Annotated in this window: 14 protein-coding genes, 1 rRNA gene and 1 pseudogene; 14 read left to right on the forward strand and 2 right to left on the reverse strand. The window is 70.5% G+C overall.

Annotated features, from left to right (window positions below; all coding sequences use genetic code 11):
- Positions 1–225 precede the first annotated feature (225 nt).
- A complete protein-coding gene (locus OG520_RS24840; protein ID WP_406014646.1) occupies positions 226–4,182 on the forward strand; it encodes a glycosyltransferase in 3,957 nt (1,318 codons plus the stop codon).
- Positions 4,179–5,693 carry a DUF5719 family protein gene (locus OG520_RS24845; RefSeq protein ID WP_406014647.1) on the forward strand — a complete coding sequence of 505 codons (1,515 nt, stop codon included), beginning with the start codon at positions 4,179–4,181 and terminating at the stop codon, positions 5,691–5,693. The genes OG520_RS24840 and OG520_RS24845 overlap by 4 nt, the downstream gene beginning before the upstream one ends.
- A gap of 54 nt (positions 5,694–5,747) precedes the next feature.
- Here OG520_RS24845 and OG520_RS24850 read toward each other — a convergent pair whose 3' ends face one another.
- Positions 5,748–6,176 carry a metallopeptidase family protein gene (locus tag OG520_RS24850; protein ID WP_266425795.1) on the reverse strand — a complete coding sequence of 143 codons (429 nt, stop codon included), beginning with the start codon at positions 6,174–6,176 and terminating at the stop codon, positions 5,748–5,750.
- A 345-nt stretch (positions 6,177–6,521) separates the two neighbouring features.
- On the opposite strand from OG520_RS24850, the gene OG520_RS24855 reads away from it, so the two are divergent.
- The 10 genes and pseudogenes from OG520_RS24855 to OG520_RS24900 all read left to right on the forward strand — a co-directional run bounded on the left by OG520_RS24855 (position 6,522) and on the right by OG520_RS24900 (position 16,568).
- A complete protein-coding gene (locus tag OG520_RS24855) occupies positions 6,522–6,899 on the forward strand; it encodes a DUF3499 domain-containing protein (protein ID WP_399327823.1) in 378 nt (125 codons plus the stop codon).
- 266 nt (positions 6,900–7,165) lie between these two features.
- Complete coding sequence (locus OG520_RS24860) at positions 7,166–7,522, forward strand: L-lactate permease (RefSeq protein ID WP_406014648.1); 357 nt, start codon at positions 7,166–7,168, stop codon at positions 7,520–7,522.
- 216 nt (positions 7,523–7,738) lie between these two features.
- Positions 7,739–8,070: pseudogene (locus OG520_RS24865) on the forward strand (L-lactate permease).
- Positions 8,071–8,133: 63 nt separating this feature from the next.
- Positions 8,134–9,525, forward strand: coding sequence for a phosphomannomutase/phosphoglucomutase (locus OG520_RS24870; RefSeq protein WP_399327821.1), 1,392 nt, complete (start codon positions 8,134–8,136; stop codon positions 9,523–9,525).
- A 541-nt stretch (positions 9,526–10,066) separates the two neighbouring features.
- Positions 10,067–10,249 carry a Trm112 family protein gene (locus tag OG520_RS24875; protein WP_266418468.1) on the forward strand — a complete coding sequence of 61 codons (183 nt, stop codon included), beginning with the start codon at positions 10,067–10,069 and terminating at the stop codon, positions 10,247–10,249.
- A 75-nt stretch (positions 10,250–10,324) separates the two neighbouring features.
- Positions 10,325–11,461: an SIS domain-containing protein gene (locus tag OG520_RS24880; protein ID WP_399327819.1), complete on the forward strand. Its 1,137-nt coding sequence runs from the start codon at positions 10,325–10,327 to the stop codon at positions 11,459–11,461.
- Between the two features lie 167 nt (positions 11,462–11,628).
- Positions 11,629–12,810 carry a mannose-6-phosphate isomerase, class I gene (gene manA / locus OG520_RS24885; protein ID WP_406014649.1) on the forward strand — a complete coding sequence of 394 codons (1,182 nt, stop codon included), beginning with the start codon at positions 11,629–11,631 and terminating at the stop codon, positions 12,808–12,810.
- A gap of 87 nt (positions 12,811–12,897) precedes the next feature.
- Positions 12,898–13,908, forward strand: coding sequence for a cation diffusion facilitator family transporter (locus OG520_RS24890; protein WP_406014650.1), 1,011 nt, complete (start codon positions 12,898–12,900; stop codon positions 13,906–13,908).
- Between the two features lie 426 nt (positions 13,909–14,334).
- Positions 14,335–15,792, forward strand: a complete 1,458-nt coding sequence (gene ahcY / locus OG520_RS24895; protein WP_406014651.1) for an adenosylhomocysteinase — start codon at positions 14,335–14,337, stop codon at positions 15,790–15,792.
- A 164-nt stretch (positions 15,793–15,956) separates the two neighbouring features.
- Positions 15,957–16,568 carry a hypothetical protein gene (locus tag OG520_RS24900; RefSeq protein ID WP_406014652.1) on the forward strand — a complete coding sequence of 204 codons (612 nt, stop codon included), beginning with the start codon at positions 15,957–15,959 and terminating at the stop codon, positions 16,566–16,568.
- A gap of 161 nt (positions 16,569–16,729) precedes the next feature.
- Here OG520_RS24900 and OG520_RS24905 read toward each other — a convergent pair whose 3' ends face one another.
- Entirely contained in the window at positions 16,730–17,674 is a 945-nt protein-coding gene (locus tag OG520_RS24905) for an RDD family protein (protein ID WP_406014653.1), read from the reverse strand.
- Between the two features lie 120 nt (positions 17,675–17,794).
- Between OG520_RS24905 and OG520_RS24910 the strand changes: the two genes are divergently transcribed.
- Together OG520_RS24910 and OG520_RS24915 are read left to right on the forward strand one after the other, a co-directional pair.
- Positions 17,795–18,802 (forward strand): stage II sporulation protein M, encoded by a 1,008-nt coding sequence (locus OG520_RS24910; protein WP_399327807.1) that lies wholly within the window; start codon positions 17,795–17,797, stop codon positions 18,800–18,802.
- A 707-nt stretch (positions 18,803–19,509) separates the two neighbouring features.
- Positions 19,510–21,035 (forward strand): 16S ribosomal RNA (locus OG520_RS24915).
- Positions 21,036–21,117: the final 82 nt, after the last annotated feature.

A 21,117-nucleotide genomic window follows, 5' to 3' on the forward strand; every position in this document is an offset into this window, starting at 1 on the left:
CCGCCTGCGCCCTGCCCGCAGACGACGGGCCATCGCCGTATCCGCCGCGGCTCCACCACCGCCCGGCCGCGGTCCCGTTCGAGCGCTCGGCGCCGCCGCGGTTATCCGTACCGTTAGTGTGGGGCCCCGTCCGAGACGCGCCAACGCCCCGACAGGGCGCGCGTGTACACCGATGCAGCCCCCGGGGTGACGCCCCCCGGACCCGGCCGGAGGGCCCGTACCTCGATGTCCGTGCACAGCCAATCGGCGGCGCCGTACGCGGCCGCCGCCGCCCCAGAGTTCCCCCGGCATGTCGTCACCGCCGTGCTCGTCTCCCACGACGGCGCACGCTGGCTGCCCGACGCGCTCGCCGGGCTGCTCGGGCAGGAACGCCCCGTACAGAACGTCGTCGCCGCCGACACCGGAAGCGCCGACGACTCCGCGCGGCTGGTCACCGAGGCGCTCGGCGCCGAACGGGTCCTGCACCTCGCGCGCCGTACGAGCTTCGGCACCGCCGTCGACGAGGCCACCCGCACGGCCGGCGCCCTCACCCCCGAGGACCTGCCGTACCTGAAGCGCCCCAGCAGCTGGGACCCCGTCAGCCGGAGCTGGCGCGACGACGCCTACGACCTGCCCGAACTGCCGCACGGCGAACCGGTGCAGTGGCTCTGGCTGCTCCACGACGACTGCGCACCCGAGCCCGACGCGCTCGCCGAACTCCTGCGCGTCGTCGACGCCGATCCGCACGCCGCGATCGTCGGCCCCAAGCTGCGCGGCTGGTACGACCGCAAGCAGCTGCTGGAGGTCGGTGTCTCCATCGCCAACAGCGGACGCCGCTGGACCGGACTCGACCGCCGCGAGCAGGACCAGGGCCAGCACGACCAGGTCCGTACCGTGCTCTCCGTCTCCACCGCCGGCATGCTGATCCGCCGTGACATCTGGGAGGAGCTCGGCGGGTTCGACCGCAGGCTCCCCCTGATGCGTGACGACGTCGACCTGTGCTGGCGCGCGCACGTCGCGGGACACCGGGTGCTCGTCGCCCCCGACGCCGTCCTCAGGCACGCCGAGGCCTCCGCCCGCGAGCGCCGCCCCATCGACTGCGCGGGGCGCTCCGTCGCCTCCCCGCACCGCGTCGACAAGGCCGGCGCCGTCTACACGATGCTGGTCAACGCCCGCGCCAAGGTACTGCCCTGGGTGATGCTCCGGCTCGTCCTGGGGACCCTGCTGCGCACCCTCGCGTATCTCGTCGGCAAGGTGCCCGGCCAGGCCGTCGACGAGGTCGCCGGGCTCTTCGGCACCCTGCTGCGCCCCGGGCGGATCCTCTCGGCCCGGCGCAGCCGTGGCAAGGGAGCCGTCGACCAGGCCGAGTTGCGCGGCCTCTTCCCGCCGCCCGGTGCCACCGTCCGCGCCACCGTCGATCAGGTCGCCGGGAACTTCGGCAGCGGCTCCGACGCCGACGCGGGCGGCTCCCGGCACGGCGCCGTGGAGTCCGGTCCCGGTGGCGACGACGCGGACTTCCTGGAGATCGAGCAGTTCGCGCGGCTCAAGCGGATCGGGCGCAAGCCGGGCCCGGTGCTCTTCGCCGTCCTGCTCCTCGTCTCGCTCGTTGCCTGCCGCGGCCTGCTCGGCGGCGGGGCGCTGACCGGCGGCGCACTGCTGCCCGCCCCCGCCGACGTCTCCGACCTGTGGAGCAAGTACGCGGACGGCTGGCACACGGTCGGCACCGGCGGCACGCAGACCGCGCCGCCCTACCTCGCCGTGCTCTCGGCCCTGTCCGCGCTCTTCCTCGGCTCGACCGGCTTCGCGCTCACCCTGCTGCTGGTCTGCTCCGTACCGCTCGCCGGACTCACCGCGTACTTCGCCTCCCGGCCGCTGCTCGAATCGAGGCTGCTGCGGGCCTGGGCGAGCATCGCGTACGCCTTCCTGCCCGCCGCGACCGGCGCCCTGGCGACCGGCCGTCTCGGCACCGCCGTGCTGGCCGTGCTGCTCCCGCTGATCGCCCGCGCCGCGGTCTCCGCGCACGGCATGCGAGCCACCGGTGACGCCCGCGGCAGCTGGCGCGCCACCTGGGCGTACGCCCTGCTCCTCACCTTCGTGATGGCGTTCACGCCGATCGTCTGGCCGCTCGCCGCGGTCCTCGGCATCGGTGTGCTCGCCCTGCGCCGCGACGACATCGCCGCGTACGGGCTCCGCTTCCTCGCCGCGATCGGCACCCCGCTGCTCGTTCTCGCGCCCTGGTCGCTCTCGCTCCTCACCAGCCCGTCCGGCTTCCTGAAGGAGGCGGGCCTGGACATCGGTACGGGCACGGCCTCCGCGCTCGACCTGCTCTCCATCAGCCCCGGCGGCCCCAAGGCGGCGGGCAGTGTGCTGCTGCTCGGCATCGTGCTCGCCGCACTGGCCGCGCTGTTGCGCGGGGAACGGCAGTTCGCGGTACGCACCGCGTGGGCGGTCGCGCTCGTGGCGCTGGTCTTCGCCGCGCTGGCCAACGGCTCGGGCTGGGCCGGTCCCGCCACCCTGGTCTACGGCATCGCGCTGATCGCCGCCGCGCTGGTCGGCGCGGACGGTGCCCGGGTACGGGTCGCCGAGCTCAGCTTCGGCTGGCGGCAGCCGGTCGCCGTGCTGATCGCCCTCGCCGCCGCGCTCGCCCCGGCGCTGGCCGCCGCGGGCTGGATGATCAGTGGCGCGGCGGGCCCGCTGGAGCGCCGCGACCCGGTGCAGGTGCCCGCGTTCGTGGCGGAGGAGAGCACCACCCGGGACCAGCCGCGCACCCTGGTCCTCGGCGGCACCTCGCCCGCCGCCGTCTCGTACACCCTGGTACGCGGCTCCGGCGCGCGGCTCGGTGACGCCGAGCTGGTCGAGGCGGGCGGCAGCAACAGCCACCTCGACAAGGTCGTCGCCAACCTGGTCGCGGGCTCCGGAGCCGACCAGGGCAGCCAGCTCAGCGGCTTCGCGATCCGTTACGTACTGGTCCGCGACGGCGCTCCGAAGGAGATGAGCCGGGTACTCGACTCGACCCCGGGGCTCAGCCGGCTGAGTCAGCTGGACGGCAGCGCGCTGTGGCGGGTCGACCGCCAGGTCGCCCGAGTCATGATCGTCCCGTCCGGCACCGACGGGGAACCGCTGCCCGTCGGCTCCCTCCCCGTCGAGGCGCACACCAGGATCCCGGCGGGCGGCTCCGGCCGCGTGCTGCGGATCGCGGACGCCGCCGACCCCGGCTGGCAGGCCACGCTCGACGGCCGGGCGCTGACCCCGAAGACCGTCGACGGCTGGGCCCAGGGCTTCGAGCTCCCCGCCGAGGGCGGCACGCTGGACCTCACGTACGACACCCCGCTCACCCACACCGCCTGGATCTGGGCCCAGTCCGCGCTGGCCGTCGTCCTGCTGGTCCTCGCCCTGCCCGGCCGTCGCCGGGAGATCGACGACGACCTTCCCGAGGAGACCGTGCCGGTCCCCGCGGAACCGGTCGCCGGCGAGGGACGCCGGGCCCGCAGGCTGCGCGCGGCCGCCCAGGCGGAGGCGGAGGCCGAGTCGGCCGGGAACGGTCCGGCCGAGGAGGCACCGGACGCGGCGAGCCAGTACATCCCGGCCCAGCAGGCGGGGGAGCACACCCCCGCCGAGCAGACCGCCGAGCCGCAACCGCACGGGAGCGACGACCGGGACGCCTTCGTCCCGCAGGCCGACGACCGGGACGCCTTCGCCCAGCAGGCCGACGACCAGGACACCTTCGTCCCGCAGGCCGACGACCAGGACACCTTCGCCCCGCAGGCCGACACCGGCCGGTACGCGGCGGTGCCGCAGCAGCAGTACGGCGAATGGGACGCGCAGCAGTACCAGCAGACCGGCTACCAGCAGTACCAGGGCGAGCAGTACCAGACCGGCCAGTACCAGGACGGTCGGTACGACCCGCAGCAGAACGGCCAGTACGGCACGCAGCAGGACCACCTCGCCGCCGATCCGTACCAGCAGAACACCTACGACCCGTACGGCTACGCCGCGCAGCAGCAGTACGACCCGCAGGCCCAGGCCCAGACCCCCCCGTACGACCCCCAGGCCCCGTACGACCCCCAGGCCCACTACGGGCAGCAGGGCGGACAGCAGGGCGCACCACAGGGCCAGTACGACCCGCAGAACCCCGACGAGAACCCCGCCCCGGGCCAGAACCCGTGGCCGACCGGCAACGCATCGCGAGGCGAGTCCGAGTGAAGTCCACCAGCCTGTCCCTCATCGCGGGCACCGTCGCCCTCGCTGCCGTCACCGGATTCGCCGCGCTCACCGCGCCCGGCGACGGGGACGCGGCACCGGCGAAGTCCGCCGCACGGCTGCCGGTGGAACGGTCCAGCCTGCTCTGCCCGGCCCCCGGCCTCTCGGACCTCGCGGAGACGACCTACACCTCCGTCACCCCCGCGGGCGGCAGTGGCGGCGAGGCCGGCGCGGCCGAACTGCACAACTCCACCGCGGCCGACGGCGGGAAGAAGGGCGGGAAGGACGAGAAGGGCAAGAAGAAGGCGGATCCCGGAAAGCCGGTCATCTCGCTCAAGGAGCCCGGCAAACCGGCCACCGCCGAGGTGTCCGGCGCCGACGCCCCCGCGCTGGTCGGCACCGCCACCGGCCGCCTGGCCCCCGGCTGGACCACCCAGCAGACCACCATGGTGGAGGCGGGCGGCGCCCGCGGCCTGCTCGGCGTCAGCTGCACCGGGCCCGGCACGGACTTCTGGTTCCCGGCCGCGAGCACCGCGAAGACCCGCGAGGACTACGTCCACCTGACCAACCCGGACGACACCGCGGCCGTCGCCGACATCGAGCTGTACGGTCCGGACGGCTCCCTGAAGTCCGATGTCGGCGAGGGCATCACGGTGCCCGCCCGCTCCAGCGTGCCGGTCCTGATCTCCACGCTGACGAGCAAGGCCGCCGAGGACGTGACCGTGCACGTCACCACCCGCACCGGACGCGTCGGCGCGGTCGTCAGGACCGCGGACGAGGGGACCGGCAGCGACTGGCTGGCCGCCTCCACCGACCCGACGGGCACCCTGGTGCTCCCCGGTATCCCCGCGGACGCCACCTCGGTCCGGCTCGTGGTCTTCGCACCGGGCGACGGCGACGCCGATCTGAAGGTGAAACTGCTCGGCAGGACCGGCGCGATCTCCCCGGTCGGGCACGAGGCCATCCACGTCAAGTCGCGGATGACCGCGGGTGTCGACCTGAAGGACATCACCAAGGGCGAGGCCGGCTCCCTGCTGCTGACCCCCGCCGAGGGCGGGAAGGGCACCCCGGTGGTCGCCGCACTGCGGGTGGTCCGCGGCACCGGCGACAAGCAGGAGGTCGGCTACATCCCGGCGACCGGCCCGGTGGGCGCGCGGGCGAGCGTGGCCGACAACCGGGACAAGGGCTCGGTCCTCTCGCTCACCGCGCCGGGGGCCACCGCCACCGTCAAGGTCACCGCGTCGGCGGGCAGCGGGGGCGGCGAACAGGCCGTCAAGAAGTACACGGTCAAGGGCGGTACGACGCTGGCGGTCACCCCGCCCGTACCGTCCGGCCTCAAGGGCGGCTACGCCCTGACGGTGGAGACGGAGTCGGGCGGCCCGGTCCACGCCGCACGCGCGCTCACCCTCGCGCAGGACGGCGTCCAGATGTTCACCGTGCAGACCCTGCCGGACGACCTCGGAACGGTCGAGGTCCCCGCGGCCGAGCAGGACCTCTCGGTCCTCGACGACTGAGCGGGCGGTACGGGCGGGGGCCGGGACACCGGGCTCCCGTCCGTACGGCCGGCGCTACTCCTGCCCGTACCTCGGATCCACGGAGTCCGGCGCGAGCCCGAGCAGCTCCGCGACCTGCTCCACCACGACCTCGTGGACCAGCAGGGCGCGCTCGTCGCGGTTCTTGGTGCGGATCTCGACGGGCCGCCGGTAGACCACGATCTGCGCGGGCCGGCCCTTCTCCGCGGAGACCGCCCGCCCCAGCGGCACGGTCTCCTCCTGTGTCCCCGGCACGTCGAGCACCATGAAGTCGACATCGGCCAGCTGCGGCCAGCGCCGTTCCAGCCGTTCCACCGAGTCCTGCACGAGATCGCGGAAGTTCTCCGCCCTGCTGGCCGAGAGCGGCACCTGGGGCGGGGCGACGGGCCCCCGCATGCCGCGGCCATGGCGGTCACGACGACGTGGGCGCGGCTCGGGCGGGTGGGGAGGTACGGGACTGTCCATCACTGACGCAGGGTAACTCTCCACGGGTCGGGCGGACCGCCGCTCCCCGACAGGGCATCGGCGTTTTCCGGGACAGGGCAACGGCATGTCAAATCCTGAACAATCCGGCCAATCGGGGGCCCGTTTCAGACCCTGCTCCTGACCGTTGATCTCTAGCTGTATGACAGCTTTTGTGCCGAGTGGTGACCGGAATCGTTGCCGCCAGGGCCGGTCTTTTTCCGTTCCCTCGCAGGTCGGATGGTCTGTCCGGAAGGCGCTCGTGCCGGAGTTCACAGGGCGACACGGTGGGGTGACCTGAGGGAGAGTCGTCGCAGCCCGCTCAAGAGTGCGGTACCGTCCAACATCGTGAGCCCTGTACGTCGCTGTTCGCGCACCGCGTGCGGCCGCCCTGCCGTCGCGACACTGACGTACGTCTATGCCGACTCGACTGCGGTCCTCGGCCCGCTCGCCACCTATGCCGAGCCCCACTGCTACGACCTCTGCGCCGAGCACAGTGAACGGCTGACGGCACCACGCGGCTGGGAGGTCGTCCGGCTCTCCGACCCCTCCGCTCCCACCCGCCCCAGCGGCGACGATCTCGAAGCGCTCGCCAATGCCGTACGGGAAGCGGCGAGGCCGCAGGACCGTGGCGCCGACAGGAGGGCCGGCGGTCCGCACGCCGCCGATCCGAGGGAGGTCGCGCGCCGCGGCCATCTGAGGGTGCTGCGTTCACCGGACTCCTGAGCCGGTCCGCTTCGGGTCTTCAGCCACCGAAGTCACCGAAGTCACCGAGCCATCGACCTGTCCCACCGGTCAGTACGATCCATTGATCCATTGATCCATTGATCCATTGATCCATGTTTGTCGTGAACACGACTATCCCCTCATTCGTGGGAACGCGCTTTCCGCGTCACGGAATCCGAGGGGGTCTGTGTGTTTGTCCAGCAATTCGAACCGTAGCCGATTCGCTCGTCCGGTCCTCCCTCGTCGCATCGCTTCCCCTGGTCACCGTGCTGGTACTGCTCGGGGCGGTCCGGATGCGTGCGCACCGGGCCGGGCTCGTCGGACTGGCCGTCGCGGTGGCCGTCGGCTCGTTCGCGTACGGGATGCCGCTCGGCCAGGACCTCGCCGCGGGCGCCCAGGGCGTGCTCTTCGGGCTCTTCCCCATCATGTGGATCGTCGTCAACGCCCTGTGGGTGTACCGGATGACCGTGCGCACCCGGCACTTCGACATCCTCATCCTCCGCCGGTCCTTCGGCCGGCTCTCCGGCGACCCGCGCATCCAGGCGCTCGTCATCGCCTTCTGCCCCGGCGCGCTCCTGGAGCCCTCGCGGGCTTCGATGCGTCCGTCGCCAGCTCCTCCCTGATGCTGGTGGCGCTGGGCTTCGACCCGGTTAAGGAGCTGCTGGCCAGGGCGCCCCGGGTCTTTGACTGGCCCTTCCGCGACGTCGTCGGCCCCTCGGGCAGACCGGCCGGCGCCAATCTCTTCTGGCGCTCGCGCACGTCATGAACCTCTCCGACAGGCCGCCACCATCGGCCAGTCCGTGGCCGCCGCAGGAGCCGGACTCGCCTCCCTCTCCCCGGTGCTCGGCTGGTTCGGCGTCGCCGGCTCCGGCTCCGACAGCTCCGGCTCCGACACCTCCGCGAACGCGCTCTTCGGCGCACTCCAGGTATCGGCGGCACGCGAGTCGGGCCTCCGCCGGAGCTGCTCGCCGCGGCCGACAGCTACGGCGGGGTGCTCGGCAAGATGATCTCCCCGCAGAACCAGACGATCGCCCGTGCGGCGGTCGGCCTGACCGGACGCGAGGGTGCCCTGCTGCGCAAGGTGCTGCCGTGGAGCCAGGGGCTGCCGCTCGTGATGTGCCTGATCGTGGTGGCGCAGAGCGCGGCGGTCCTGGGCCGGATGCTGCCCTGAGCACGGCGTACCAGCCCGCCGGGTAGTTTGGGCGGTCCGAAGAAATCTCAGGAGGACCGGCCCGTGGCTGCTGATCTGTCGCAGATCGTGAAGGCGTACGACGTGCGCGGAGTGGTGCCCGACCAGTGGGACGAATCGCTGGCCGAGCAGTTCGGGGCGGCGTTCGTCGAGGTGACGGACGCGGACGCGATCGTGATCGGCCACGACATGCGGCCCTCGTCGCCCGGCCTCTCGGGGGCCTTCGCACGTGGAGCCGCGGCGCGTGGCGCGGACGTCACACTCATCGGCCTCTGCTCGACCGACCAGCTGTACTTCGCCTCGGGCAGCCTGGGTCTCCCGGGCGCGATGTTCACCGCCTCGCACAACCCGGCGCGCTACAACGGCATCAAGCTCTGCCGGGCGGGCGCCGCACCCGTGGGCCAGGACACCGGGCTCCTGGAGATCCGCGCCCTGGTCGAGAAGTGGTCCGGGACCGGCGTCCCGCAGCCGGTCGCCGCCCCCGGCACCGTCACCGAGCGCGACACCCTCACCGACTACGCGGCCCACCTGCTGTCCCTGGTCGACCTGACGTCCGTCCGGCCGCTGAAGGTGGTCGTCGACGCGGGGAACGGCATGGGCGGCCACACCGTCCCCACCGTCTTCGCGGACCTGCCCGTCGACCTCGTACCGATGTACTTCGAACTCGACGGCACGTTCCCCAACCACGAGGCCAACCCCCTCGACCCGAAGAACCTCGTCGACCTCCAGGCCCGGGTCGTGGCCGAGGGCGCCGACCTCGGCCTCGCCTTCGACGGCGACGCGGACCGCTGCTTCGTCGTCGACGAGCGGGGCGAGGGCATCTCGCCGTCCGCGATCACCGCCCTGGTCGCAGCCAGGGAACTCGCCCGCAACGGTGGCAAGGGCACCGTCATCCACAACCTGATCACGTCCCTCTCGGTCCCTGAAGTCGTCCGCGAGAACGGCGGCACCCCGGTCCGTACCCGCGTGGGCCACTCCTTCATCAAGGCGGAGATGGCCGAGCACGGCGCGATCTTCGGCGGCGAACACTCCGCGCACTACTACTTCCGCGACTTCTGGAACGCCGATACGGGCATGCTCGCCGCGCTCCACGTCCTGGCCGCGCTGGGCGGTCAGCCGGGCCCCCTGTCCGAACTGGTCGCTCGGTACGACCGCTACGCCGGCTCCGGCGAGATCAACTCCACGGTCGCCGACCAGCCGGGCCGCACGGCCGCGGTACGCGCGTCCTTCGCACCCCGCGACGGCGTCACGACCGACGACCTGGACGGCCTGACGGTCACGGCCCCCGACTGGTGGTTCAACCTCCGTGCCTCCAACACAGAACCCCTGCTGCGCCTGAACGTGGAAGCCCGCGACGAACAGACAATGACAGCCGTACGCGACGAGGTCCTGGCCCTGGTCCGAACCCCGGCCCCCTCCCTCCCCCCCCACGCTTGAGACACCGCCTCCGACCTGGTCCGGCTGCTGGGGACTCCGCCTTCGGCGTCCCGGTCGCTGGGGGCTCCGGCTTCAGCCTGGTTTGTCCGGTGCCGGGGGCTCCGGCTTCAGCACCCTCCGGCCACTTGGGGCTCTGCCTTCAGCCCATCCGTCCGCTTGGGCTCTGCCTTCAGCCCCCGGTGCCCCCGCCCTCCACCCCAGTCCCTGGGCCCCGGCCCCATTCCCAGAGCCTCCGCCGCTTGTTTTCAGCCCCTCCGGCGCTTGAGGAGCGGGGTCCGGGGCAGAGCCCCGGTTACGGGAAGGGGCGGGCAGGGGAACAGGCCCGCCGCAGGCGCACCCACCCGCACCGCGCACCCGCACCAGCCCAACACCGCACCGCACCGCGCAACCGCACCGCGCACCCACCCGACACCGCACCCACCGCACCGCACCGCGCACCCACACCGCACCCCCCACCCGCGGGCCCCCGGCCCGCCCCGCACCCCACCGCCCCCGGCGGTAGGCTGACGTCGCCTGATCCGTTGCTTGAAGGGACCCGCCCATGCCGCTCGAAGCCGGCCTCCTGGAGATCCTCGCCTGCCCGGCCTGCCACTCCCCGCTCGATGACCAGTCGGCAGCCGACAGCCCCGAGCTGGTCTGCACCGGCAAGGACTGCGGCCTGGCCTACCCGGTACGGGACGGCATCCCCGTCCTCCTCGTCGACGAGGCCCGCCGCCCCGCGTAACGGACTCCGGGCCCGCAGCGGGCCCGCCGCCCGCACCCCGCACGGTGATCAGCACGTGATCGGAGGACCGTCCCCATGCTCGACGAGTCGCTGCTCGACGCCCCGGAAGCCCTGGCCCGAGCCGACCGCCGCGGCCTGCTCCGCGGCGCCGCCGAGGCTGGGGCCCGGGTCCGTACCGCCGCCCGGCACACCACCGAGGCGGGGATCGCCCAACTGAACCCGGAGGGCCGCCCCCGCGCCGTACTCGTCGCGGGCTCCGGCACCGCCGCATCCGGCGTCGCCGACCTGATCACCGCCCTGGCAGGCTCCTCCGCGCCCGTCACCCGCATCCACCCCACCGGCGTCGCACCCGCCGCGGGCGCGATGCGCTGGACGCTGCCCGGCTGGGCCGGCTCCGTGGACCTGCTGCTGATCGTCACGGCAGACGGCTCCGAGCCGGGCCTCGCCCTCCTCGCCGAGCAGGCGTACCGCCGAGGCTGCAGCGTCGTCGCCGTCGCCCCCCGCCAGTCGCCCCTGCGCGAGGCGATCGACGGGGCGCACGGACTCGTCGTACCGATGGCCTCCGCCCCGCACGGCGAGTACGACGCCGAGACATCGGCCGCGGGTCCGGGCACGCTCTGGGCCCTGTTCACCCCGTTGCTCGCGCTGCTGGACCGGGTCGGCCTGCTCACCGCGTCCGCCGAGGCGCTGCAGAGCGTCGCCGATCGCCTGGATCGCACCGCGGAACGCTGCGGTCCGGCCATCGCCACGTACAGCAACCCGGCCAAGACCCTCGCGGCCGAACTCGCCGACAGCCTGCCCCTCATCTGGACGGAGGGCGACGCCGCTGGACCGGTCGGCCGCCGATTCGCCGCCGTCCTGGCCGAGCTGGCCGGCCGCCCGGCCCTCGCCGCCGAACTGCCCGAGGCGCTTCCCGCCCACGGCACACTGCTGGCGGGCACCTTCGCCGCCGGGGCCGACCCCGACGACTTCTTCCGCGACCGGGTCGACGAGCCGGAGCCGCTGCACGCCCGCGTCGTACTGCTCCGCGACCGTCCCACCGGCGGTCTGAGCGCGGCCCCCGCCGCCCGCGAACTGGCCCTCGGCCACGACACGGCGATCAGTGAACTCGAACCCGACGAGGGCACCGAGCTCGAAGCCCTCGCCGAACTGCTCGCGGTCACCGACTTCGCCGCCGTCTACCTGGCACTCGCGTCGGCAGCCGGCGCCTGACCCCGACGAGCCGCCCGGTCGACCGCACCTCACCGGAAGCGCAGCCGCCACCAGAACACGGGCAACCGCCACCAGAACACAGCGCACACAGCGCAGAGCACACAGCGCAGAGCACACAGCACACAGCACCGCACCCCCGATCCACGCACCTCACAAGGACGAACACCATGGACCGGCTCTCCAACACCGTGCGCCCTTACGCCTGGGGCTCCACCACCGCCATCCCCGAACTGCTCGGCATCGCCCCCACCGGCGAACCCCAGGCCGAGATGTGGATGGGCGCCCACCCCGGCGCCCCCTCGCTCCTCACCCGCATAACTGGCACCGGAGAGGCCGGCTCCGAACAGCCCCTCACCGATGTCATCGCCGCCGACCCCGAGCGCGAACTGGGCCGGGCCACCGTCGAGAAGTTCGGCCCCCGCCTCCCCTTCCTCCTCAAACTGCTCGCCGCGGGCGCCCCGCTCTCCCTCCAGGTCCACCCCGACCTCACCCAGGCCAAGCGGGGTTACGAGGACGAGGAGCGCCGGTCCGTACCGATCGATGCGCCCCACCGCACGTACAAGGACGCCAACCACAAACCCGAGCTGATCTGCGCGCTCACCCTCTTCGCCGGTCTGTGCGGCTTCCGCCGGCCCACCGAGGCGGCCGAGGCGATGGCGGCACTCGGCGTCGACTCCCTCAAGCCGTACGTCGACCTGCTCGGCGCCCACCCCGAAGAGGCCGCACTGCGCGAGGTCCTCACCGCGATCCTCGGCGCCGACCCCGCGGAGATGGCCGAAACGGTGAACCTGGCCGCGGCCGCCGCCGAACGCCTCGGCGGCGCCCACGCCCCGTACGCCCGGATCGCCCACCACTTCCCCGGCGACCCCGGTGTCATCGCGGCGATGCTGCTGAACTACGTGGAACTCCAGCCCGGCGAAGCCCTGTTCCTCGGCGCGGGCGTCCCGCACGCCTACCTCGACGGCCTCGGCGTCGAGATCATGGCCAACTCGGACAACGTGCTGCGCTGCGGACTCACGCCCAAGCACATCGACGTACCCGAACTGCTGCGCATCGTCCGCTTCGAGGCGACCGAGCCCGGCGTCCTGCGTCCCGAGGCCTCGCCGTCCGGCGAGGAGCTGTACAAGACGCCCGTGAACGAATTCCGGCTCTCGCGCTTCGACCTCTCGCCCGGCGCCGCCCCCGTCGACCTGACCAGGGACACCCCGCAGATCCTGCTCTGCACTGGGGGAGCCCCGAAGGCGGGCGAGCTCGACCTCGCACCCGGCGCCTCCGTATTTGTACCCTCCGGCGAAAAGGTCGAAGTGTCCGGTACGGGGACTCTGTTCCGTGCCACAGTGGTGGCCTGACGTACCGTCCGCACCAGCGACTGCAACAATGTCCGGCCGTACCGCGGCGCCAGGGCCGCAGCACCGAAGAAGGGACACCAGGCACCCATGAGTGCGTCAGGCGGAACCAAGGCGATCGTGGCGGCACTCGGCGCCAACCTCGCGATCGCAGTGGCCAAATTCGTGGCGTTCCTGTTCAGTGGCTCGTCGTCGATGCTCGCGGAGAGCGTCCACTCGGTCGCCGACTCGGGCAACCAGGGCCTGCTGCTGCTCGGCGGCAAGAAGGCCCAGCGCGAGGCCACCCCCCAGCACCCCTTCGGCTACGGCCGTGAGCGCTACATCTACGCATTCCTCGTCTCCATCGTGCTCTTCTCGGTCGGTGGCATGTTCGCGGTGTACGAGGGCTACGAGAAGATCAAGCACCCGCACGAGATCGAGGCCTGGTACTGGCCGGTCGGCGTACTGGTCTTCGCGATCGTCGCCGAGGGCTTCTCCTTCCGTACGGCGATCAAGGAGTCCAACCAGACCCGCGGATCGCTCTCCTGGAGGGAGTTCGTCCGCCGGGCGAAGGCCCCCGAACTCCCCGTCGTCCTCCTGGAGGACCTCGGCGCGCTGATCGGTCTGGTGCTCGCACTCGCGGGCGTCGGCCTGGCCCTCGCGACCGGCAACGGCGTCTGGGACGGCATCGGAACCCTCTGCATCGGCATCCTGCTGATCATCATCGCGATCGTGCTCGCCGCCGAGACGAAGTCACTCCTGCTCGGCGAGGCGGCCGGCGCCGACCAGGTCGAGAAGATCAAGGCCGCGGTCGTCGACGGCGACACGGTCACCGGCGTCATCCACATGCGGACGCTCCACCTCGGCCCGGAAGAACTGCTCGTCGCCGCCAAGATCGCGGTGCAGCACGACGACACGGCCACCGAGGTCGCCAACGCCATCAACGCCGCCGAGAGCCGGATCCGCGCGGCGGTCCCGATCGCCCGGGTCATCTATCTGGAACCGGACATCTTCAGCGAGGCCGCCGCAGCAGCCGGCACCAACCCCGGCAAGGCCCCGGGCGACGCCCCCGGCGGGATCGACGGCGGCACCCCGGACACCCCGACGGAATCCGGCCACTGACAGCCCCACCGCACTGCCCGCCCAACACGACCGCCCTGCGCGACCGCCACACCGGCCCACCGCACCCTCCATCCACCTGCCCATACGCCCTCCGAGCACCCTCCCCGCCCCTGCCTGAAACCCTCCCGACCCTTTCCAGACCGCCTCTCGATCCACCCTCCCTTCCGCTCCCGGTACGTCACCCCGGCCGCTTCCCGGTCACTTCCCGTCCCGGGGCGGACTGGGAGCGGCTGGGCCGATCGGTGTAGATTCGACGGCAGTGTCAGACGTCGCTGCTGATGGCGGTCGATCGGTCCGTATGCGCGGACCGGCCGAGGGAGAGAGGGCCTCCGACGGACTGCGCTGCGAGCGCTCGGGCATTCCTGTGCCCGCCGCCGCAGAGCCATCCGTGCCCCACCTCGACCCCATTACGAGGAGCAGCCCGTTATGACGACGGTCGCCAATCGACAGGACTTCAAGGTCGCCGACCTCTCCCTCGCGGCGTTCGGCCGCAAGGAGATCACCCTCGCCGAGCACGAGATGCCCGGCCTGATGTCGATCCGCAAGGAGTACGCCGCAGCGCAGCCGCTGGCCGGCGCCCGCATCACCGGTTCGCTGCACATGACCGTGCAGACGGCCGTGCTGATCGAGACCCTGGTCGCCCTCGGCGCCGAGGTCCGCTGGGCCTCCTGCAACATCTTCTCCACCCAGGACCACGCCGCCGCGGCCATCGCCGTCGGCCCGAACGGAACCCCGGAAGCCCCGGCGGGCGTCCCGGTCTTCGCCTGGAAGGGCGAGACGCTGGAGGAGTACTGGTGGTGCACGGAGCAGGCCCTGACCTGGCCGAACACCTCCACTGGCGGCCCGAACATGATCCTCGACGACGGTGGTGACGCCACCCTCCTCGTCCACAAGGGCGTCGAGTTCGAGAAGGCCGGCGCGGCCCCGGACCCGTCGACCGCGGACAGCGAGGAGTACGGCTACATCCTCACCCTGCTGAACCGGACCCTCGGCGAGACCCCGCAGAAGTGGACCCAGCTGGCGTCCGAGATCCGCGGCGTCACCGAAGAGACCACGACCGGTGTGCACCGGCTGTACGAGATGCACCGCGACGGCACCCTCCTCTTCCCGGCGATCAACGTCAACGACGCCGTCACCAAGTCCAAGTTCGACAACAAGTACGGCTGCCGCCACTCGTTGATCGACGGCATCAACCGCGCCACGGACGTCCTGATCGGCGGCAAGACCGCCGTCGTCTGCGGTTACGGCGATGTGGGCAAGGGCTGCGCGGAGTCCCTGCGCGGCCAGGGCGCCCGGGTGATCGTCACGGAGATCGACCCGATCTGCGCCCTGCAGGCGGCGATGGACGGCTACCAGGTCGCCACCCTCGACGACGTCGTCGGCCAGGCCGACATCTTCGTCACTACGACGGGCAACAAGGACATCATCATGGCCGCCGACATGGCCAAGATGAAGCACCAGGCCATCGTCGGGAACATCGGCCACTTCGACAACGAGATCGACATGGCCGGTCTGGCGCAGATCGACGGCATCGTCAAGGACGAGGTCAAGCCGCAGGTCCACACCTGGACGTTCCCCGACGGCAAGGTCCTCATCGTGCTGTCCGAGGGCCGCCTGCTGAACTTGGGCAACGCCACCGGCCACCCCTCGTTCGTCATGTCCAACTCGTTCGCGGACCAGACGCTGGCCCAGATCGAGCTGTTCACCAAGCCCGAGGAGTACCCGACCGATGTCTACGTGCTGCCCAAGCACCTGGACGAGAAGGTCGCCCGTCTCCACCTCGACGCGCTCGGCGTGAAGCTCACGACGCTCCGCCCCGAGCAGGCCGCGTACATCGGTGTCGAGGTCGACGGCCCGTACAAGCCCGACCACTACCGCTACTGATCCAGCCCGTCAGCGACCGCACCCGCCACCACCGGTCAGTGACGACCGGCCGCTGACAGACGGAACAACCTCAGCAGCAGCTACGAGCGCAGGCCCCCGCACCCCCGTGTCGGGGGCCTGCCCCGTACCGCGCCCGCTCAGCCCGTGGAACCCCGAAGGACCCCATGCCCCGCGGCCGATATTCGCTCCACGATCTCCACGATCACACCCCCCTCGGCGAAGAACACTTCCAGTGCGCACCCGGACCCTCCGGCTGGCGCTACCTGTCCCGGACCACCGCCCCTTCCGGTGACCACCTCGGCTCCGTCGACCTCACCCTCGACGAACTCGGCCGTCCCATCCGCCTCGAACTTCATGCCGCGAGCTGGCAGGTCCGCGGCGCCGCCCTCGAAGGCGTCACCTGGGTCCGTACCGATCCGACCGGCACTCATGCCACCGAAGGCAATGTCCGCGCCCACGCCTTCACCGGCACATCCCCCGCGTTCCTCATCGCGACCGCACGTCTGCTGCGCCTCACCCCCGATTCCCCCGCGACGCGCGTCCGCCTGGTCGCCTTCACCGACCCGGTCCTCGCACCCCGCACCGTCGACCAGTCCTGGGCCCTGGTGAACAGTGAAACGCACGCCACTGACAACGGCCCCCTGAGCGTGGACGAATACCAGGTCAGCGCCCTGGACACCGGCGAGCAGCACACCGTTCACATCGCCGGCGACGTGGTCCTCGCGGCCCCGGGCATCGAGCTCGAAGACCTGGAGTCCCCACCCTCACCCCTCTAGGGCCTGTCCGGCGGATCATGGCCGGGGGCGTGGCGTCTGGCACGGCACCTCGCGGCGTTGCCGAAACGCCCAGAGTGCTCCGCCATCAGGATGCTCCGGCGCCTTGCGATGCACCGCACCAGCCGCCGCGCCCTGCCCGACCCTGATCCGCCGGACAGGCCCTAGGAGGGCGGCGCGAATCCCGTGGCGGCAGGCGGCACCTGACCGCCCTCCGCCCCCGCGCGCGGTACGGGCGCACCCGCCCCGGCGGCCCCCGCGGAAGGCACGGCCCCGACCGGTGCCCAAGCGGCAGCCCCACTTACCGGAGCCTGATCCACCACCCGCCCCTCGGAACCAACGCGAGCAGCACCGTCCTGAGCGGCGACGAACAGCCTCCGGGCATCCCGCGCCTGCCGCTCGTTCACCACCGCCGCCAGATACGCCCCGGCAGGCACCCCCTCCGGCACCGGCACTCCGGTCCGCTCCGCCAACTCCCCGGCCAGCCGCCCCGCCATCGACCAGCCCACCTGCGCATCGAGCTGATGCATACGGGTCAGGTACTGCCGTACGGCCAGCCACAGAGAATCCGGCACCGCCGACAGATCCAGCCCGGCGAACCGCCCGACCAACCACGGCGGCGGAGGCGGCACGGCGGCCGCCCGTCCCGCGGGCACCCGCTCCCGTACGACGAGCGTCCCCGAGAACACATCCCCGAGGCGCCGCCCCCGCGCCGACACCAGCGAGGCGATACACGCGACGACCCCGAGCGTCATCAGAATCTCGACGACCCCCATGGCCCCGCGCACCAGCGCATGCCGGAACCGGATCGGCCCCCCGTCGTCCCGGACCACCCGCAGCCCGCACGCCAGCTTCCCCAGCGAACGCCCGTGGCTGAGGGTCTCCACCGCGATCGGCCCGCCCACCAGCACGAGCAGGAAGGCCGCCACGGAGACCGCCGCGAGTGCCGCGTCATCCAGCGCCGCCGTCGCGACGGCCAGTCCGATCGACACCAGGACGAACGCCGCCCCCACCACGGCGAGATCGATGGCCAGCGCCAGCGCCCGACTCGGCAGTTTCGCCGGCCGCAGCCCCAGCACGACCGCGTCCCCGGTCACGAGCTCACTCATCGCCGCCCCACCCTTCGCCGATCATCCCTGCCCCTCGGAGCCTCAGTCTGCCAAGCTGACCCGCAGCGCGCCGCCGTAGTACGAACCCGTACGCACCCATGCCTGGAGCAGCAGCCGATCATGGATCTCGATGTCTTCGTGACCGCCCACCGCACCGAGTGGGACCGCCTGGACCATCTCCTGCACCGCGGGCGCCGGCTCACCGGCACGGAAGCGGACGAACTCGTCGAGCTCTACCAGCGCACGGCCACCCACCTCTCGCTTCTCCAGTCCAGCACCCCGGACCCGATGCTCACGGCGCGCCTCACCCAGCTCGTGGCCCGCGCCCGAGCCACGGTCACCGGCACCCGCCGAGCCTCCTGGCGCGATGCCACACGCTTTCTCACCGCCGGTTTCCCCGCCGCTGTCTACCGGTCCAGGCACTGGTGGATACCCACCGCGGTTCTTTCCACCGTGCTGGCGGCAGTCATCGGCTGGTGGATCGGTACGCACCCGGAAGTCCAGTCGGCCATCGCGGCTCCGGAGGATCTCCGTCGGATGACCAACCCGGGCGGGGAGTACGAGACCTATTACTCCAGCCACCCGGCCGCCTCGTTCGCCGCTCAGGTATGGACGAACAACGCCCAGGCCGCAGCCATGTGCCTGGTCCTGGGAGCGTTCCTCGGCATCCCGGTGATCTGGATCCTGTTCATCAACGTGCTCAACCTCGCGGTCGGCATCGGACTGATGTCATCGGCCGGCCGGCTCGACACCTTCCTGGGGCTGATCCTCCCGCACGGCCTGCTCGAACTCACTGCCGTCTTCGTCGCCGCGGGTACGGGCCTGCGCCTCGGCTGGACGGTCATCGACCCGGGCCCGCGCAGCCGGCGCTCAGCCCTCGCACAGCAGGGCCGGGCCGCGATCGGCATGGCCATCGGCCTCGCGCTGGTCCTGTTCGTCTCCGGTGTCATCGAAGGCTTCGTCACCCCTTCCGGCCTCCCGACCTGGGGGCGCATCACCATCGGCATCGCGGCCGAGCTGGCCTTCCTCGCCTACGTCTACATCCTGGGCGGCCGAGCAGCGCGAGCGGGAGACGGTGGCGACGTCGATCCCATGGAACGCAGCGCCGAGCTCCCGGTCGCAGCCTGATGTGCATACGACCCCGCTGACCTGCTAGTCTCCTCCTCGCCCCAAAAAGCCATTGACATGGCCGACGCGGGGAGGTAGATTTTAACGGTTGCCTCGGACTGGACAAGTCCGGGCCCGGCGGTTAGTGTCTAGCTCGCTCTCACCGGAAATCGAATTTCCGCAGAGCCATCGATTCCTTAATCCGAATCACGAAGCCGATTTTTCGGCCGAATGTTTCTGATAAAGTCGAATCAGTCGAAAGGCAAAGACCACTCCAAAGGTCACCGGAATTCAAATTCGGACCGGAAACGGAACGAAAAAGAGTCTGGTAAGGTTGGAACCGCCGGAAAGGGAAGCGCGAAAGCGAAGAACTGGAAAGCAGCAAAAACTCTCCTGCTCCGCAGGGGGCCCGCTTCGACCGGGAATCGGACACGAAAGAGTCTGATAGAGTCGGAAACGCAAGACCGAAGGGAAAAGCCCGGAGGAAAGCCCGAGAGGGTGAGTACAAAGGAAGCGTCCGTTCCTTGAGAACTCAACAGCGTGCCAAAAGTCAACGCCAGATATGTTGATACCCCGGCCTGCTTCGGCAGGTTGGAGGTTCCTTTGAAAGTCCCGCGGGGTCACTGACCCAGTGGGCAATTTACACAGCGAGGACGCTGTGAACGACCGGTCTTATTCCGTCCGGTCGTTCCGCTCTCGTGTTGTGTTGTCCCGATCACGGGAAAACATTCACGGAGAGTTTGATCCTGGCTCAGGACGAACGCTGGCGGCGTGCTTAACACATGCAAGTCGAACGATGAAGCCCTTCGGGGTGGATTAGTGGCGAACGGGTGAGTAACACGTGGGCAATCTGCCCTTCACTCTGGGACAAGCCCTGGAAACGGGGTCTAATACCGGATAACACTCTGTCCCGCATGGGACGGGGTTGAAAGCTCCGGCGGTGAAGGATGAGCCCGCGGCCTATCAGCTTGTTGGTGGGGTGATGGCCTACCAAGGCGACGACGGGTAGCCGGCCTGAGAGGGCGACCGGCCACACTGGGACTGAGACACGGCCCAGACTCCTACGGGAGGCAGCAGTGGGGAATATTGCACAATGGGCGAAAGCCTGATGCAGCGACGCCGCGTGAGGGATGACGGCCTTCGGGTTGTAAACCTCTTTCAGCAGGGAAGAAGCGAGAGTGACGGTACCTGCAGAAGAAGCGCCGGCTAACTACGTGCCAGCAGCCGCGGTAATACGTAGGGCGCAAGCGTTGTCCGGAATTATTGGGCGTAAAGAGCTCGTAGGCGGCTTGTTGCGTCGGTTGTGAAAGCCCGGGGCTTAACCCCGGGTCTGCAGTCGATACGGGCAGGCTAGAGTGTGGTAGGGGAGATCGGAATTCCTGGTGTAGCGGTGAAATGCGCAGATATCAGGAGGAACACCGGTGGCGAAGGCGGATCTCTGGGCCATTACTGACGCTGAGGAGCGAAAGCGTGGGGAGCGAACAGGATTAGATACCCTGGTAGTCCACGCCGTAAACGTTGGGAACTAGGTGTTGGCGACATTCCACGTCGTCGGTGCCGCAGCTAACGCATTAAGTTCCCCGCCTGGGGAGTACGGCCGCAAGGCTAAAACTCAAAGGAATTGACGGGGGCCCGCACAAGCAGCGGAGCATGTGGCTTAATTCGACGCAACGCGAAGAACCTTACCAAGGCTTGACATACACCGGAAAGCATCAGAGATGGTGCCCCCCTTGTGGTCGGTGTACAGGTGGTGCATGGCTGTCGTCAGCTCGTGTCGTGAGATGTTGGGTTAAGTCCCGCAACGAGCGCAACCCTTGTTCTGTGTTGCCAGCATGCCCTTCGGGGTGATGGGGACTCACAGGAGACTGCCGGGGTCAACTCGGAGGAAGGTGGGGACGACGTCAAGTCATCATGCCCCTTATGTCTTGGGCTGCACACGTGCTACAATGGCCGGTACAATGAGCTGCGATGCCGCGAGGCGGAGCGAATCTCAAAAAGCCGGTCTCAGTTCGGATTGGGGTCTGCAACTCGACCCCATGAAGTCGGAGTTGCTAGTAATCGCAGATCAGCATTGCTGCGGTGAATACGTTCCCGGGCCTTGTACACACCGCCCGTCACGTCACGAAAGTCGGTAACACCCGAAGCCGGTGGCCCAACCCCTTGTGGGAGGGAGCTGTCGAAGGTGGGACTGGCGATTGGGACGAAGTCGTAACAAGGTAGCCGTACCGGAAGGTGCGGCTGGATCACCTCCTTTCTAAGGAGCATCTAGATTCCGCAAGGAGTCCAGAGGCCATTACGTCGGCAAATGTTCGACGGTGGTTGCTCATGGGTGGAAC

Origin of the sequence: Streptomyces sp. NBC_00984 (genome assembly GCF_045162475.1) — a bacterium.
Classification (GTDB): domain Bacteria; phylum Actinomycetota; class Actinomycetes; order Streptomycetales; family Streptomycetaceae; genus Streptomyces.